The sequence below is a fragment of the Mycobacterium sp. NBC_00419 genome (assembly GCF_036023875.1).
Taxonomy (GTDB): domain Bacteria; phylum Actinomycetota; class Actinomycetes; order Mycobacteriales; family Mycobacteriaceae; genus Mycobacterium.
The window spans coordinates 1,226,811-1,242,824 of the sequence record NZ_CP107931.1 but is presented as its reverse complement, the minus strand read 5'-3'; the positions used below and the strand labels follow the sequence as shown (position 1 = coordinate 1,242,824).

13 protein-coding genes are annotated in these 16,014 nt (G+C 67.8%); 8 read left to right on the top strand and 5 right to left on the bottom strand.

The genetic code is table 11. The features are described 5' to 3' along the window. Nucleotides 1-3 precede the first annotated feature (3 nt). Nucleotides 4-705, bottom strand: a complete 702-nt coding sequence (gene trhA, locus OG976_RS05815; RefSeq protein WP_328363198.1) for a PAQR family membrane homeostasis protein TrhA — start codon at nt 703-705, stop codon at nt 4-6. A 204-nt stretch (nt 706-909) separates the two neighbouring features. Here trhA and glsA point away from each other — a divergent pair, with 204 nt between their 5' ends. Further along, nucleotides 910-2,184: a glutaminase A gene (gene glsA, locus OG976_RS05810; RefSeq protein ID WP_328359115.1), complete on the top strand. Its 1,275-nt coding sequence runs from the start codon at nt 910-912 to the stop codon at nt 2,182-2,184. Here glsA and OG976_RS05805 read toward each other — a convergent pair. Continuing rightward, nucleotides 2,181-3,794 carry an adenylate/guanylate cyclase domain-containing protein gene (locus tag OG976_RS05805; protein WP_328359112.1) on the bottom strand — a complete coding sequence of 538 codons (1,614 nt, stop codon included), beginning with the start codon at nt 3,792-3,794 and terminating at the stop codon, nt 2,181-2,183. The two genes, glsA and OG976_RS05805, sit on opposite strands and share 4 nt — an antisense overlap. 49 nt (nt 3,795-3,843) lie before the next feature. Here OG976_RS05805 and nucS point away from each other — a divergent pair, with 49 nt between their 5' ends. Together nucS and OG976_RS05795 are read left to right on the top strand one after the other, a co-directional pair. Continuing rightward, a complete protein-coding gene (nucS, locus tag OG976_RS05800) occupies nt 3,844-4,515 on the top strand; it encodes an endonuclease NucS (RefSeq protein ID WP_328359110.1) in 672 nt (223 codons plus the stop codon). Beyond that, the gene (locus OG976_RS05795; RefSeq protein ID WP_328359107.1) at nt 4,515-4,811 is read left to right on the top strand and encodes a hypothetical protein; all 297 of its coding nucleotides are present in this window, start codon (nt 4,515-4,517) and stop codon (nt 4,809-4,811) included. The genes nucS and OG976_RS05795 overlap by 1 nt, the downstream gene beginning before the upstream one ends. 4 nt (nt 4,812-4,815) lie before the next feature. Here OG976_RS05795 and mce read toward each other — a convergent pair whose 3' ends face one another. Then, nucleotides 4,816-5,286: a methylmalonyl-CoA epimerase gene (gene mce, locus OG976_RS05790; RefSeq protein ID WP_328359104.1), complete on the bottom strand. Its 471-nt coding sequence runs from the start codon at nt 5,284-5,286 to the stop codon at nt 4,816-4,818. A 92-nt stretch (nt 5,287-5,378) separates the two neighbouring features. Between mce and OG976_RS05785 the strand changes: the two genes are divergently transcribed. The 3 genes from OG976_RS05785 to OG976_RS05775 are packed head-to-tail and all read left to right on the top strand — an operon-like array spanning nt 5,379 to nt 7,915. Continuing rightward, complete coding sequence (locus OG976_RS05785) at nt 5,379-6,560, top strand: acetyl-CoA C-acetyltransferase (RefSeq protein WP_328359101.1); 1,182 nt, start codon at nt 5,379-5,381, stop codon at nt 6,558-6,560. 49 nt (nt 6,561-6,609) lie between these two features. Continuing rightward, nucleotides 6,610-6,996 carry a DUF3817 domain-containing protein gene (locus tag OG976_RS05780; RefSeq protein ID WP_328359099.1) on the top strand — a complete coding sequence of 129 codons (387 nt, stop codon included), beginning with the start codon at nt 6,610-6,612 and terminating at the stop codon, nt 6,994-6,996. A gap of 13 nt (nt 6,997-7,009) precedes the next feature. Beyond that, nucleotides 7,010-7,915 carry a tetratricopeptide repeat protein gene (locus OG976_RS05775; RefSeq protein WP_328359097.1) on the top strand — a complete coding sequence of 302 codons (906 nt, stop codon included), beginning with the start codon at nt 7,010-7,012 and terminating at the stop codon, nt 7,913-7,915. A 73-nt stretch (nt 7,916-7,988) separates the two neighbouring features. Here the strand turns inward: OG976_RS05775 and glgB are convergent, their stop codons facing one another. Together glgB and OG976_RS05765 are read right to left on the bottom strand one after the other, a co-directional pair. Next, entirely contained in the window at nt 7,989-10,199 is a 2,211-nt protein-coding gene (glgB, locus tag OG976_RS05770) for a 1,4-alpha-glucan branching protein GlgB (RefSeq protein ID WP_328359095.1), read from the bottom strand. 26 nt (nt 10,200-10,225) lie between these two features. Further along, a complete protein-coding gene (locus OG976_RS05765; protein WP_328359092.1) occupies nt 10,226-12,319 on the bottom strand; it encodes an alpha-1,4-glucan--maltose-1-phosphate maltosyltransferase in 2,094 nt (697 codons plus the stop codon). A gap of 194 nt (nt 12,320-12,513) precedes the next feature. Here OG976_RS05765 and glgP point away from each other — a divergent pair, with 194 nt between their 5' ends. Continuing rightward, the gene (glgP, locus tag OG976_RS05760) at nt 12,514-15,096 is read left to right on the top strand and encodes an alpha-glucan family phosphorylase (protein WP_328359089.1); all 2,583 of its coding nucleotides are present in this window, start codon (nt 12,514-12,516) and stop codon (nt 15,094-15,096) included. 145 nt (nt 15,097-15,241) lie between these two features. Beyond that, nucleotides 15,242-15,949, top strand: coding sequence for an MspA family porin (locus OG976_RS05755; RefSeq protein ID WP_442930434.1), 708 nt, complete (start codon nt 15,242-15,244; stop codon nt 15,947-15,949). Nucleotides 15,950-16,014 lie beyond the last annotated feature (65 nt).

The window sequence follows — 16,014 nt, the reverse complement described above, 5'->3', positions numbered from 1 at the left end:
GCGCTAGACGATCAGCAGCCAGACGGCGATGTAATGGCAGGTGGCCGCCGCCGCGGTGAACGCGTGAAAGAACTCGTGGTGGCCGAACGACTGTGGCCACGGGTTGGGCCAGCGCAGCCCGTAGAGGACCGCGCCGATGTTGTAGAGCACGCCACCGGCGACGAGCAGGACCACGACGGCTAACCCCGCGCCGTGCAACAGCGTGCCGGCGAACCAGATTGCGGCGTATCCGAGCAGCAGGTACAGCGGGACGCCGAACCACCGCGGAGCAGACGGCCACATCATCTTCAGAGCGATACCGGCCGCGGCGCCGGCGCACACGATCGTCAGCACGTGCGCCCCGGTGCTCGGCGGCATCGCCAGCAGCGCAAACGGGGTGTAGCTGCCGACGATGAAGACGAAGATCACCGAGTGGTCGGTGCGCTTCATCCATTTCTCGGCCGTCGGTGAACCCCACCGCCGCAGGTGGTAGGTGGCGCTCACGCCGAACATGGCGATGATGGTGACGGTGTAGATCAGGGTGGCCCATCCGGCCCGCGGGGAGGCCGCGATGAAGGCGACCGGCACCAGGGCCGCGCCGGCGACGACCGCGACGGCCGCCGAGCAGAGATGGATCCAGCCGCGCGCCCGCGGCGTGCCCAGGAACTCGGTGACGGTGTCGGCGAGAACCTGAGGCAGATCGTCATCGGGGCCATCGCCGCGCATAGCGAGCGAGGTCGGGTCGGTGGGGCCGAAGGTCACGCTGAGCGTGTCGCCGATTCGCAGCCGTTCAGGATCTCTCCCCGCTCTTGAAGGCACCGGTCGCCCGGTGCAGGATCGCCCTCCCCGACGTCTTCGATTCGAGCGTACCGACGTGGTCCACGATGCGCCTGCGGCCGTGCGGTGGGGGCGCTGGCTAAGATCGCAGGCGTGGCCCACCTGGTGCAGCGCTACCTCGACCAGGTGGTGGCGGAGTATGCCGGAGTCACCGACGGCGCCCTGGCCGACTACATCCCTGAACTGAGCGACGTCGACCCGTCGGGATTTGGACTGGCGGTGTCCTCATCGGACGGTTATGTCTACGAATCGGGTTCTGCCCGAACAGAATTCACCATCCAATCCATCTCCAAACCGTTCACCTACGCGCTGGCCCTCGACCAGGTGGGGGAGACCGCGGTGGACACCAAGATCGGCGTCGAACCCTCCGGCGAGGCGTTCAACGAGATCAGCGTCGACGACAAGACCAAGACGCCGAAGAACGCGATGATCAACGCGGGGGCGATCGCGGCCGTCGCCCTGGTGCCCGGGGCCAGCCCCGACGAGCGGTTCGACAAGATCCGCGATTTCTACTCCGCGTGCGCGGGCCGGCCACTGGAACTCGATGAGCCCGTCTACCGATCCGAGAAGGCCACCGGCAGCCGCAACCGCGCGATCGCCTACATGCTGGAGAGCTTCGGGGTGCTCGCCGACGACCCCGACGACGTCCTCGACGTCTACTTCCGGCAGTGCTCGCTGCGCGTGACGAGCGTCGATCTGGCCCGCATGGGCGCCACCCTGGCCCGCGGCGGGGTCAACCCGCAGACCGGGCGGCGGGTCACCAGCACCCGGGTAGTGCAACGAACGCTGTCGGTGATGGTCACCTGCGGGATGTACAACGCCGCAGGCGACTGGGTCAGCGCGGTGGGCCTACCGGCGAAGAGCGGGGTGGGCGGCGGTATCGTCGCGGTGCTGCCGGGGCAGCTCGGTATCGGCGTGTACTCGCCGCTGCTGGATGCCCGTGGCAACAGCGTGCGCGGAGTCCTAGTGTGCCGCAGCCTCTCCGAGCGGTTGGGCCTGCACTTCCTGACGGTCAGCCGGGAATCGCGTTCGACCATCCGCGCGATCTATGAACCCGCCGAGGGGATCCGCGTCTACGAGTTGCACGGCGACCTGATGTTCGCCGGGGCTGAGCAGGTCGCCCGGATCGTCGACCGTGAGGCCGCCGACTTCGAGGTGGCCATCGTCGACGTCACCCGTACCGACGACATCAACGATTCCGCCCGCGCGCTGCTGGCGGGAATGAGCCAGGAACTGCGTGACGCCGGCAAGCTGGGGTTCGTCGTCGACCCCGACCGGGTGGTCATCCGGCCCGATCGTGGGTTCGACGACGTCGTGTTCAGCACCGTCGAGGATGCGGTGGCGGCCTGCGCAAAACCGACTGGTTAATTCAGCAGGGCCAGCGTGGCCAGCCGGGTGGGCTGTTCGTAGCCGCGCAGCGTCACCGACTCGGCCGGCTCCCAGTGGCGGCGTTCGTCGCCGCCGGCGGCCTCGATGGTGACCGCCGAGGCCAGCACCCCGTGCGGGCGGGACTTGGCCAGCTCCGAGAGGCGGGCGGCCTCGTTGACCGGCTCGCCGATCACCGTGTACTCGAAACGTTCGTTGGCCCCGACGTTGCCGGCGACCACCTGCCCGGCGGCCACGCCGATGCCCGCCGCGCACTCGGGTACCTCACGTTCAAGCCGCGCGACGATCGCCCTGGCTGCGGCCAGCGCATCGTCCTCGGGATTGTCGAGCGTGACCGGCGCACCGAAGATCGCCAGCGTCGCATCGCCCTCGAATTTGTTGACCATGCCGCGATGGCGGTCCACCTCTTCGACGACCACTGCGAAGAACCGGTTGAGCAGTGCGACGACGTCCTTGGGCGGCAGCGTGTTGACGAACTGGGTGGACCCGACGATATCGACGAAAAGGACTGCGACATGGCGCTCTTCGCCGCCGAGGGTCGGGCGTTGCAGTTCGGCTGCGGCGGCCACCTCTCGTCCGACGTGGCGGCCGAACAGATCGCGCACCCGCTCGCGCTCGCGCAGCCCGTTCACCATCGAGTTGAACCCGCGCTGCAATTCCCCGAGTTCGGTGCCGTCGAACACCACCAGGTTGGCGTCCAGATCGCCGTCCTCGACGCGCTTGAGCGCCGAGCGCACGACCCGTACGGGGGTGGCGATGAGCCAGGCCAGAATCCAGGTCAGCAGGAAGCCGAAGATCAGCGTGGCAACCGAGGAGATCAGGATGCCGACCTCCAGCTGAGTCTTGGTGAGGTTCTTCAGCAGCAGTGAGAACAGCGCCACCAGACCGATGCCGATCACGGGTAGGCCGGAGCTCAACATCCACACCGTCATGGTGCGGCCCATGATTCCCGGCGCCAGCCGGTGTGGTGGTGGGCCGGCGGCGAGCGCCTGCGCGGCCACCGGCCGCAGCGCGAACTCGGTGAACAGATATGCGCTGGTGGCCACAACCACCCCAACCACTCCGACCCCGAACGACAGCCGGGGAATGAAGTTGGGGTCGTACATCCCGTAGAGGATGGTGAACGCCGTCGTGCCCACCGCCCAGAGGGCGAGCTGGGCGATCGCGATGCGCCACGGCGTGAAGAAGGCGTTGCGCTGATCGGCGCGGGTCGGGGATCGGCCCTCGATCGCCCAGCGCAGATCGTTGACCGTGCGGCGGGTGATCCACCAGGTGCCGAAGGCCAGCGCCGCAGCAGCGTAGGCGGGAGCCACGATGAAGGTCAGCCAGCGGGGCACGTCAGTGAACACGCTGGGCACCGGGAAGGCCACCGTCACCAGCAGCGTGGCCACCGCGACCCCGACGAGGTTGACCGTCAGCATGAACACGGTGAGCAGGGTCTGGATCCGCACCCGCCGCCGGGGCCCGCTCTCGGTGACCTTGCCCAGCAGCAACGACCCGTACGCCGGGGTGTTGGCCAGCCGTCCACTCTGCCGGGTGACCCGCTCCAGGACACGGCCCAACCGCTGCGCGATGCTCGGGCTGGCACTCATGGTGGCGTCAGCCTAATTCGTCGGGGCAGCCACACCCTAAGCTTGTGCCGTGCGCCTCGTGATTGCCCAGTGCACCGTCGACTACATCGGCCGGCTCACCGCCCATCTGCCTTCCGCGCGGCGACTGCTGCTCGTCAAGGCCGACGGTTCGGTCAGCGTGCATGCCGACGACCGTGCGTACAAGCCATTGAACTGGATGAGCCCGCCCTGCTGGCTGACCGAGGCCGACGACGGCCCGCTGCCCGTCTGGGTGGTGGAGAACAAGACGGGCGAACAGCTGCGCATCACGCTGGAGGCCATCGAACACGATTCCAGCCACGAGCTGGGCATCGATCCGGGCTTGGTCAAGGACGGGGTGGAAGCCCACCTGCAGGAGCTGCTCGCCGAACACATCGAGCTGCTCGGCGAGGGCTACACCCTGGTGCGCCGGGAGTACATGACCGCCATCGGCCCGGTGGACATCCTCGCGCGTGACGAACAGGGCCGCTCGGTGGCCATCGAGATCAAACGCCGCGGTGAGATCGACGGCGTCGAGCAGCTCACTCGCTATCTGGAACTGCTCAACCGGGACAGCCTGCTGGCCCCGGTCAGCGGAGTGTTCGCCGCCCAGCAGATCAAACCGCAGGCGCGCACGCTGGCAACCGATCGCGGAATCCGTTGTCTGACACTGGATTACGACAAGATGCGCGGTATGGACAGCGACGAGTTCCGGCTGTTCTGATGCCCCGCCGCAGACCGGAACGTCGTACCGGCACCGGCCTGCCGCCGCCGCTGAGCCGGCGCCGGATCGAGATCGGTGCAGACGGCTACGACTACGAGGTGCGCCCGGTCACGGCCGCCCGCGCCACCAAGAACTATCGGTGCCCCGGTTGTGATCACGAGATCCGTTCCGGCACAGCCCATGTGGTGGTGTGGCGAACTGAGGACGGAGAAGCCGGCGTCGACGACAGGCGGCACTGGCATACGCCGTGCTGGGCCAACCGTGCCTCGCGCGGACCGACCCGAAAGTGGTCCTGAGCGACTAGTGCTCGGCGGCCTTTTCGACGAGTTCCACCAGCACGCCACCGGCGTCCTTGGGGTGGATGAAGTTGATCCGCGAGTTGGCGGTTCCTCGCCGGGGGGCTTCGTAGATCAGCCGCACACCCTGGCTGCGCAGCTGCTCGGAGACGGCGTCGAGATCGCTGACCCGGTAGGCCATCTGCTGGATGCCAGGACCGCGCTTGTCGATGAACTTGGCGATGGTCGAGTTCTCGTCCAGCGGAGCCATCAGCTGGATCTGGGCGCACTCGCTGCCCGCGCCGCGCAGCGACAGCATGGCCTCGCGAATGCCTTGGTCTTCGTTGATCTCCTCGTGCACGAGGATCATCCCGAGATGCTCGTGGTACCACTGGATCGCAGCGTCGAGATCTGGCACTGCGATGCCGATGTGGTCAACGGCCGTGACGAGTGCGCCGGCCAGAACTGGACGGGCATCAACTTGCTCAGCGGTCATAACGCAAAGGTAACCTAACGACATCGGATCCAACACCGGGGGATCTGTGATTAGCCGCATACCTGCGGCTCTAAACGCCCGTGGAGGTAGTAATGACGACGTCTGTGATCGTTGCTGGAGCACGTACACCGATCGGCAAACTGTCGGGTTCGCTCAAGGGTTTCTCGGGCAGCGATCTGGGCGCGATCGCCATCAGGGCCGCCCTGGAGAAGGCCGGTGTCCCCGCCTCGCTGGTTGAGTACGTGATCATGGGCCAGGTGCTGACCGCCGGTGCCGGCCAGATGCCGGCCCGCCAGTCGGCGGTGGGGGCCGGGATCGGCTGGGACGTGCCCGCGCTGACCATCAACAAGATGTGCCTGTCCGGCATCGACTCCATCGCACTGGCTGACCAGCTGATCCGCGCCGGTGAGTTCGACGTGGTGGTGGCCGGCGGCCAGGAGTCCATGACCAGGGCGCCGCACCTGCTGATGAACAGCCGCGATGGCTACAAGTACGGCGACGTCACGATGCTCGATCATCTGGCCTACGACGGCCTGCACGACGTGTTCACCGACCAGCCGATGGGTGCCCTCACCGAGCAGCGCAACGACGCCGACAAGTTCACCCGTCTCGAGCAGGACGAGTTTGCCGCGAGCTCACACCAGAAGGCCGCAGCGGCCTGGAAAGACGGGGTGTTCGCCGACGAGGTCGTCCCGGTATCGATCCCGCAGCGCAAGGGTGATCCGATCGAGTTCGCCGAAGACGAGGGCATCCGTGCCAACACCACCGCCGAGTCGCTGTCCGGGCTCAAGCCGTCCTTCCGCAAGGACGGCACCATCACCGCCGGATCGGCCTCCCAAATCTCCGACGGCGGTTGCGCTGTCGTGGTGATGAAGAAGACCAAGGCGCAGGAGCTGGGCCTGAGCTGGCTCTGCGAGATCGGCGCCCACGGTGTGGTCGCCGGCCCCGATTCCACCCTGCAGTCCCAGCCCGCCAACGCCATCAAGAAGGCCGTGGCCCGGGAAGGCATCACCGTCGACCAACTCGACGTCCTCGAGATCAACGAGGCGTTCGCCGCGGTCTCGCTGGCATCGACCCGGGAGTTGGGCGTCGACCCGGCCAAGGTCAACCTCAACGGCGGGGCGATCGCGCTGGGCCATCCGATCGGTATGTCGGGTGCGCGCATCACCCTGCACGCCGCCTTGGAGCTGTCCCGGCGCGGTTCGGGCTATGCGGTGGCGGCGCTGTGCGGTGCCGGTGGCCAGGGCGACGCGTTGATCCTCCGCGCCGGCTGACCAACGACGGTGCGTAGTAGCTGGGCCGGCGCTGCGGCACAATGGCGCCATGACGAGCACATTCGATATCCGTAGCACCGCGGGACGGTTCCGCGTGGTGGCGCTGGCCGAAGCCCTGACGTGGGTGGGCCTGCTAATCGGCATGTACTTCAAGTACCTGGGCAGCCCGCGCACCGAGATTGGCGTGAAGATCTTCGGGATGGCTCACGGGCTGGTGTTCATCGCGTTCGTGGTCACCGCGGTGCTGGCCGGTATCGCCTATTCCTGGCGTCTGGGAACGTGGTTGCTGGCGTTGCTGGGCAGCATTGTGCCGCTCGGCAGTGTGATCTTCCTCATATGGGCGGATCGGAGCGCGAAATTGGGCCCCGAAACCACCTCTGACCACTCCGGGAAGGGGTCTGCAGCGGCGTCGGATTCGGCTCCGTTGCGGACATGACAGACTTGTGGGCGTGACACGTCCACGCCCCCCGATCTCGCCGGCTTTGGCCGGTGCCATCGACCTTTCGGGACTCAAGCAACGGGCCCAGGCGCCTGCCGGCGGCGCGGCACCTGCTGGCGGTGCGGCACCCGCCGGTGGTGTTGAGATCACCGAAGCCAACTTCGAAGCCGAGGTGCTGGTCCGCTCCGGTCAGCTCCCGGTGGTCGTGGTGCTCTGGTCGCCGCGCAGTGAAGTCTGCGTCGAGCTGATCGACGTCTTCGCCGCCCTGGCCGCCGCCGACAACGGAAAGTGGTCGCTGGCCACGGTCAACGTCGACGTGGTGCCGCGGGTCGCGCAGATGTTCGGCATCGAGGCCGTGCCGACCGTGGTCGCGCTGGCCGGTGGTCAGCCGCTGGCCAGTTTCCAGGGTCCGCAGCCCCCCGAACAGTTGCGGCGGTGGGTCGACTCGCTGCTGGCGGCAACAGCCGGAAAGCTCGCCGGTGCAGCCGAATCCGATGCCGAGCCGGTCGACCCCGCGGTGGACCAGGCGCGCGAGCATCTGGAGTCCGGTGACTTCCCGGCCGCCGCAGCGGCCTATCAGGCCATCCTCGACACCGACCCCAACCACGTCGAGGCCAAGGGTGCGCTGCGGCAGATCACCTTTCTGCAGCGCGCCACCGCGCAACGGCCCGACGCCCTCGCGGTGGCTGCCGCGGCCCCCGACGACATCGAGGCAGCGTTCGCCGCGGCCGACGTGGAACTGCTCAATCAGGATGTCGGCGCCGCCTTCGACCGGCTGATCGCCCTGGTGCGGCGAACAGCCGGCGACGAGCGCACCTCGGTGCGCACCCGGCTCATCGAGCTCTTCGAGCTGTTCGACCCCGCCGATCCGGACGTGATCAAGGGCCGGCGCAACCTCGCCAACGCGCTGTACTAGCTCCTCGACTGTGCATCCTCATCCGCTGGCCGCGGCGTGTTGCGGATGAAACCGCACACTCGCCGATGAGAGGTCAGGGGGCCGGTTCGAGCCAGATCGCCGACGTGGGCGGTAGCACCAGCGTCGCAGAGGCCGGGCGACCGTGCCACGGGTCGTCGGTGGCCTCGACGGCGCCGAAGTTGCCCGCCCCCGCGCCGTTGTAGATCGTCGCGTCGCTGTTGAGCACCTCCCGCCAGCTGCCTGCGTGCGGCAGACCCAGCCGGTAGCGGCTGTGCTCGGCGCCGGAGAAGTTGAACACGCAAGCCAGCACCGACCCGTCGCTGCCGTAGCGCAGGAAGCTCAGCACGTTGTTGGCCGAGTCGTTGGCGTCGATCCAGGAATAGCCCTCAGGCCGGGTGTCCTGGCTCCACAGCGCGGGGCGGCTGCGATAAATCTGGTTGATGTCGGTGACGAACCTGAGCACCCCGCCGGAGTAGCTGTTCTCGTCGAGTTGATACCAGTCCAGCCCGCGTTCCTCGGACCACTCGGCGCGCTGGCCGAACTCCTGGCCCATGAACAGCAGCTGCTTGCCGGGGTGCGCCCACTGGTAGGCGAGCAGACTGCGCAGCCCGGCCGCCTTGACGTGGTCGTTGCCCGGCATGCGGCCCCACAGCGTGCCCTTGCCGTGCACCACCTCGTCGTGGCTGATCGGCAGGACGAAGTTCTCGCTGAACGCATACAGCAACGAGAACGTCAGTTCACCATGGTGATAGGTGCGATAGATCGGGTCGCGGCTGATGTAGTCCAGGGTGTCGTGCATCCACCCCATATTCCACTTCATCGAAAAGCCAAGGCCGCCAAGGTTGGTCGGTCGGGTGACACCGGGCCAGGACGTCGACTCCTCGGCGATCGTGACGATGCCCGGTGCTGCCTTGTGGACGGTGGCGTTCATCTCCTGCAGGAACTGCACCGCCTCGAGGTTCTCCCGGCCGCCGTAGATGTTCGGCGTCCAGCCGTCGGCCGGGCGGGAGTAGTCCAGGTAGAGCATCGAGGCCACGGCGTCCACCCGCAGGCCGTCGATGTGGTACTCCTGCAGCCAGTACAGCGCGTTGGCCACCAGGAAGTTGCGCACCTCGGGCCGCCCGAAGTCGAACACATAAGTGCCCCAGTCGAGTTGCTCACCACGGCGCGGGTCGGAATGCTCATAGAGCGCGGTGCCGTCGAAGCGCCCGAGCGCCCAGCCGTCCTTCGGGAAGTGTGCGGGCACCCAGTCGACGATCACCCCGATGCCGGCCTGGTGCAGCGCGTCCACCAGGAAGCGGAAATCGTCGGGGGAGCCGAACCGCGACGTCGGCGCGTAGTAGGACGTCACCTGATAGCCCCAGGACCCGCCGAACGGATGCTCGGCGACCGGCAGCAATTCGACGTGGGTGAAGCCCTGGGCGACAACATAGTCGGTCAGTTGCTCGGCGAGCTGGCGGTAGCTCAGTCCCGGGCGCCACGAGCCCAGATGCACCTCATAGGTACTCATCGGCTCGAACACCGGATTGTGGTTCGCCCGCTGCGTCATCCAGTCGGTGTCGTCCCAGGTGTAGTGCGACACGTTCACTTTCGACGCGGTCTGCGGCGGTACCTCGGTGGCGAAGGCGAACGGGTCGGCGCGGTCGGTGACCGAGCCGTCGATACCGTGCACCCGGAACTTGTAGAGACCGTCGACGGGGAAGTCGGGCCAGAACAGCTCCCACACCCCGGAGGACCCCAGCACCCGCATCGGGGCGTCGTTGCCGTCCCAGTGGTTGAACTCGCCGATCAGGCTGACGCCCTTGGCATTCGGAGCCCACACGGCGAACGAGACACCGTCGACCACGCCGTCAGGTGTGGTGAACGACCGCGGGTGGGCGCCGAGGATCTCCCACAGCCGCTCATGGCGGCCCTCGGCGAACAGGTGCAGGTCCATCTCGCCCAGCGTGGGCAGGAACCGATAGCCGTCGGCGACGGTGAGGGTGTGCGACTGACCGTCGCCGGCCGGGTACCTGACCTCGAGGCGGTAGTCGGCGAGGTTCGTGAACGGCAGCGCCACCGCGAACAGGCCGGAATCGACGTGGGTGAAGTCGTGGCGCCGGCCACCGACGATCGCGGCCACCTGTTGCGCGTGCGGGCGCAGCGCACGGATCACCGTGTGGTCGTCGTACTCGTGGGCGCCCAGGATGCTGTGTGGATCGTGGTGCACCCCGGCCACCAGGCGGGCCACCTCGCCGGGATCCGGCGCCAGGTATGGGCTGGCGAGCTTCTCTGTCCTCGTCATCTGCGCCTGGGCTCCTTTCGTCGCCGTCAGTCCCGCCGAAGCAGGGTCGCCCGCTGGTCGTGCGGGATCAGCGGCATGTTCAGCACGTGCGCCACCGCCCGTGACGGCTCGATCCGCACGTAGTTCGCCTGGCCCCACTGGTATTCCTCCCCGGAGATTTCGTCCCGAACCCAGAACCGGTCGTAGGGCTGCATACCCAAAGCGGCCATGTTCAGCCACACCGTTCCCTCTTCGGCGCTGAACGCATTCAGGGTGACCACCACCAGCACCGTGTCACCGGTGATCGGATCGAACTTGCTGTAGGCCAGCAGCGCGTCATTGTCGACGTTGTGGAAGGTGATGGTGCGCATCTGGCACAGCGCCGGATGAACCCGGCGAATCTCGTTGAGCCGCTTGAGGAAGGGCTCCAGCGAATGTCCGTGCGCCAGGGCACCCTCGAAGTCTCGGGGGCGCAACTCGTACTTCTCGGAGTTCAGGTACTCCTCGCTGCCCTCGCGCACCGGCAGGTGCTCGAACAGCTCGAAACCGGCGTATACGCCCCACGAGGTGCCCAGGGTGGCGGCGAGCACCGCACGGATGGCGAACATCCCCGGGCCGCCCACCTGCAGGCTCTCGTGCAGGATGTCCGGGGTGTTGACGAACAGATTGGGCCGGGTGTAGTCGGCGTGTTCGGCGATCTGACGGCCGAACTGCTCGATCTCCCACTTGGCGGTTCGCCAGGTGAAGTACGAATACGACTGGGTGAAGCCGAGTTTCGCCAGACCGTTCAACCGGGCCGGGCGGGTGAACGCCTCGGCCAGGAACAGCACGTCGGGGTCGACCGATTTGACCTGACTGATCAGCCACGCCCAGAAGTTCGGCGGCTTGGTGTGCGGATTGTCGACCCGGAAGATCTTGACGCCGTGGTCGATCCAGTGCCGCACCACCCGCAGAACCTCGTCGTAGAGACCACCGGGGTCGTTGTCGAAGTTGAGCGGATAGATGTCCTGATACTTCTTCGGCGGGTTCTCCGCGTAGGCGATCGTCCCGTCGGGTAGTTCGGTGAACCATTGCCGGTGATCCTTGGCCCACGGGTGGTCCGGGGCGCACTGCAACGCCAGATCCAGGGCCAGCTCCATGCCGTTGTCCCGCACGGCGGCCACGAAGCGGTCGAAATCCTCGAGGGTGCCCAGGTCGGGATGGACGGCGTCGTGCCCGCCCTCGTCGCTACCGATCGCCCACGGCGATCCGACGTCATCGGCCTCGGCGGTCACCGTGTTGTTGCGGCCCTTGCGGTGCACCTTCCCGATCGGGTGGATCGGCGGCAGGTACACCACGTTGAACCCCATCGCGGCGATGCGCGGAAGTGCCGCGGTCGACGTCGCGAACGTTCCGTGGACCGGGCGGCCCTGATCGTCCCAGCCTCCCGTCGAGCGCGGGAAGAACTCGTACCAGGCGCTGCACCGGGCCAGCGGCCGGTCCACCCACACCCCGTAGGTGCTGCCGCGGGTCACCAGCTCGCGCAGCGGGAACGCGGCCAGCAGATCGGTGACCTCGTGCGAGAGCGCCAGTGCGGCGCGAGTCACGGGGTCACCCGGCTGCCGTAGCGCGGCCGCCGCGTATAGCAGGGGGGTACGCCGGTCGCGCGGCACGCCGGTGGCCGCACGCTCGAGCAGCCGGGCACCGACCAGCAGGTCGTTGTCTAGTTCGGACTCGCCCTGCCCGGCCTCGAGCTTGGCGGTCACCGCGTGGTGCCACGTGGTGATCGGGTCGCCCCAACCGTCGATCCGGAACGTCCACAAGCCGACCCGGTCGGGCACGAACTGCCCGTGGTAGAGATCCGGGGTGGTGCCCAGCGTCATGGAGTACAGCTGCGGTTTGACCCGGTTGGCGGCTGCGGCTGCGGGTGTCGATGCCGCCTCGGCGGCCTCGAGGGCCTTGATGCGGCGGGCCGGGTTCTGGCCCAGCTGCGGATAGGACGGGCCCAGGTAGCGAACCACCAGCGTCGCGGCCACCGCGTCATGCCCCTCGCGCCATACCGACGCGCACACCGGCACCACCTCGCCGACGACAGCCTTGGCCGGGTAGGTACCGCAGGACACAACGGGCGCGACGTCATCGATCTCGATCCGACCGGGCACCCAACCACTCCTATTTCTGAGTTGTACGACTTCTGCCTTGTACGACTTAGCCAGCGCCTCGCCGGATCCGTCGGTCTCCTCGTCCGTGCCTTCTCGGGTAACCGCATCACGCCCAGTTCACACCGTAGTGGGCCGAGTGGGTGCGAGGGGAAGAAGCGCACGCTCGGCCAGCGGCCTCAGTAAGGTTGGGTCACGTGAAGGCGCTGCGTAGGTTCACAGTCCGTGCCCACCTGCCCGAGCGACTGTCGGCCCTGGGCCGGTTGTCGACGAACCTGCGCTGGTCGTGGGACAAACCGACGCAGGACCTCTTCGCCGCCATCGACCCGCAGCTGTGGGCCCGGACCGGTCAGGACCCGGTCGCGTTGCTCGGCGCGGTATCACCCAAGCGGCTCGACGAGCTCGCCAAGGACGACGGCTTCCTGGCCGGCCTGGACCAGCTGGCCGACGATCTCGACGACTACCTGGCCCGCCCCATGTGGTACCAGGAACAGGACCCGGCAACCATGCCGACCGGCATCGCCTACTTCTCGATGGAGTTCGGGGTCGCCGAGGTGCTGCCGAACTACTCCGGCGGTCTGGGCATCCTGGCCGGCGATCACCTCAAATCGGCCTCGGATCTGGGCCTGCCGCTCATCGCCGTGGGCCTGTACTACCGCTCCGGGTACTTCCGGCAGTCGCTGACCGCCGACGGCTGGCAGCGCGAGAACTATCCGTCGCTGGACCCGCAGGGGCTGCCGCTGCGGCTACTGACCGACGCCGCGGGCGCACCGGTTCTGGTGGAGCTGGCGATGCCGGAGTCCAAGCGGCTGCGGGCGCGGGTCTGGGTGGCCCAGGTCGGCCGGATACCGCTGCTGCTGCTCGATTCCGACATCCCCGAGAACGAGCACGACCTGCGCAACGTCACCGACCGGCTCTACGGCGGCGACCAGGAACACCGGATCAAGCAGGAGCTGCTGGCCGGTATCGGCGGGGTGCGGGCCATCCGCGCGTTCACCGCCGTCGAAGGCTTGCCCGCACCGGATGTGTTCCACATGAACGAGGGCCACGCCGGGTTCCTCGGAGTGGAGCGGATCCGGGAGTTGATGGCCGCCGAGCGGCTGGACTTCGACACCGCGCTGACCGTCGTCCGCGCGGGCACCGTGTTCACCACGCACACCCCGGTGCCCGCGGGGATCGACCGGTTCCCGGTGGAGATGGTGCAGCGCTACTTCGGTGACGACGGGCCGGACGGGCTGCTGCCCGGGGTGCCGGTGGGCCGGGTGCTGGCTTTCGGCGCCGAGGACGATCCGACGAAGTTCAACATGGCGCACATGGGTCTGCGGCTGGCGCAGCGGGCCAACGGGGTATCGCTGCTGCACGGCCGGGTCAGCAGGCAGATGTTCGAGGAGCTGTGGCCGGGGTTCGACCCCGGGGACGTACCCATCGGGTCGATCACCAACGGCGTGCACGGACCGACCTGGGCGGCGCCGCAGTGGCTGCAGCTCGGCCGCGAGCTCGCCGGTTCCACCGAGGCGTTGCGCGAGCCCCAGGTGTGGCAGCGCCTGCAGGAAGTCGGCTCCGGTCACATCTGGTGGATCCGATCTCAGCTGCGGGCGACACTGGTCGAGGATGTGCGCCGCAGGCTGCGCCGGTCCTGGCACGAGCGGGGCGCATCGGAGGCTGAACTAGGTTGGATAGCAACGGCTTTCGATCCCGATGTGCTCACCATCGGCTTCGCCCGCCGGGTGCCTACCTACAAGCGGCTGACGTTGATGTTGCGTGACCCGCAGCGCCTCGAGGCCCTGCTGCTCGATCCGGACCGGCCCCTGCAGCTCATCGTCGCAGGCAAGTCGCACCCCGCCGACGATGCCGGCAAGGCCCTCATCCAGCAGATCGTCAAGTTCGCCGACCGGCCCGAGGTCCGCCATCGCATCGCCTTCCTGCCCGACTACGACATGTCGATGGCGCGGTTGCTGTACTGGGGATGCGATGTGTGGCTGAACAATCCGTTGCGGCCGTTGGAGGCGTGTGGCACCTCCGGGATGAAGAGCGCACTCAACGGCGGGTTGAACCTGTCGATCCGCGACGGCTGGTGGGACGAGTGGTTCGACGGCGAAAACGGTTGGGAGATACCGACCGCCGACGGCCTGGCCGACGAGGGCCGCCGTGACGACCTGGAAGCCGCCGCCCTCTACGACCTGTTGGAACAGTCGGTGGGGCCCAGGTTCTACGACCGCGACGAGGCCGGCGTGCCGACCCGGTGGGTCGAGATGGTCCGCCACACCCTGCAGACGCTGGGCCCCAAAGTTCTGGCCTCGCGGATGGTGCGCGACTACACCGAGAAGTACTACGCGCCGGCCGCACAGTCGCGGCGCCGAACCGTCGAGTCCGTCGACGGGTTGCCGTTCGGCGCGGCCCGCGAACTGAGCGCCTACCGGCTGCGGGCACGGGAAGCGTGGCCCAACGTCGCCATCACCGACGTCGACAGCACCGGCCTGCCGGACACTCCGCTGCTGGGCTCCGAGCTGACGCTGACCGCCGCTGTGCGCCTCGCCGGCCTGCTGCCCGACGAGGTCGTCGTCGAGGCGGTGCTGGGCCGCGTCGATGACACCGACATCCTGCAGGAGCCGACGTGTGTGCCGATGACCCATACCGGGCCAGGCGACGGCGACACCGAGCTGTTTTCCACGACGACGCCGCTCCCGGTGGCCGGATCGGTCGGCTACACCGTGCGGGTGCTGCCGCATAACCCGCTGCTGGCCGCCGACAACGAGCTCGGCCTGGTGGTGATGGCGTAACGCTGACGGTTCCGCAACCGGTTAGCAGTGCAGGGGTGCCGCATGTAGGTTCCCCACAGGGAGTGCCGATCGATCCTGCATCGGGGCGGACGAGCGGATTCCCGGGAAGGCATGACGGGCAGTGTTAGTGCGAGGTGCGGCAACGGTGGCGCTGGCGGGTTGCTTCTTGGCGGTTGCGGTGGCCCCGGCCTCGGCAGACCCCGACCCGGCCGCCCCGGACGCCCAGCCCGTCGCCGCGGCGGCACCCGACCCGGCCGCCGCCCCTCCGGTCGACGACGGCAGGGTGGAATCCACCCCGCCCGCGGTCACCAAATCACCCGACGGCTGGACCCTGACCGTCTCGGCCAAGGATGAGGTCCAGATGCCGTCGGCTCCGCTGACCACGGCGATCTCATCGCGGGAGTACGTCGTGGGCGGCGTCTACAACGGCGCGCTCAGCGGCGACGGATCCACACCCAAGGGCGTGTTCGAGGTCGGGTATCAGATCGGCTGCGGCATCGACATGAGCACCTCCAACGGCGTCTCCCTGACCGGCACCGCCGGTATCAACCCGTCGATCGGCTACACCGGATTCGACTTCCCCGGCACGGTGCCCGATGGCCTGCTGCCCGGCATCGGCGCCAACATCGGCGGCGGCATCACCGTGGGCCTCAAGCCCGGCATCATCAACGTCGTCCCGGTGACCAAGAAGGAATACAAGGGCGCCGCGCCCTGGGTGTCGATCAGCAACTTCCACGTCAAGATCGACGGCTGCGTGGGGGAGTCCTTCATCCGCTCCTATGCGACGCTGACCAAATCCACCGACGAGGGTGACGCCATCCTGTCCTGGTACGGGGTTACCAAAAAGATCTGAGCGACCCCCGAGTGTGGGGGTTATGCACGCTGCAGGTCCGTTTTGCGTGCATAGGGCCCACAGTG

Coding starts and splice junctions, on each gene's coding strand:
- trhA (WP_328363198.1), bottom strand. CDS start 705: ATGCGCGGCGATGGCCCCGATGACGATCTGCCTCAGGTTCTCGCCGAC.
- OG976_RS05805 (WP_328359112.1), bottom strand. CDS start 3,794: ATGAGTGCCAGCCCGAGCATCGCGCAGCGGTTGGGCCGTGTCCTGGAG.
- OG976_RS05795 (WP_328359107.1), top strand. CDS start 4,515: ATGCCCCGCCGCAGACCGGAACGTCGTACCGGCACCGGCCTGCCGCCG.
- mce (WP_328359104.1), bottom strand. CDS start 5,286: ATGACCGCTGAGCAAGTTGATGCCCGTCCAGTTCTGGCCGGCGCACTC.
- OG976_RS05785 (WP_328359101.1), top strand. CDS start 5,379: ATGACGACGTCTGTGATCGTTGCTGGAGCACGTACACCGATCGGCAAA.
- OG976_RS05780 (WP_328359099.1), top strand. CDS start 6,610: ATGACGAGCACATTCGATATCCGTAGCACCGCGGGACGGTTCCGCGTG.
- glgB (WP_328359095.1), bottom strand. CDS start 10,199: ATGACGAGGACAGAGAAGCTCGCCAGCCCATACCTGGCGCCGGATCCC.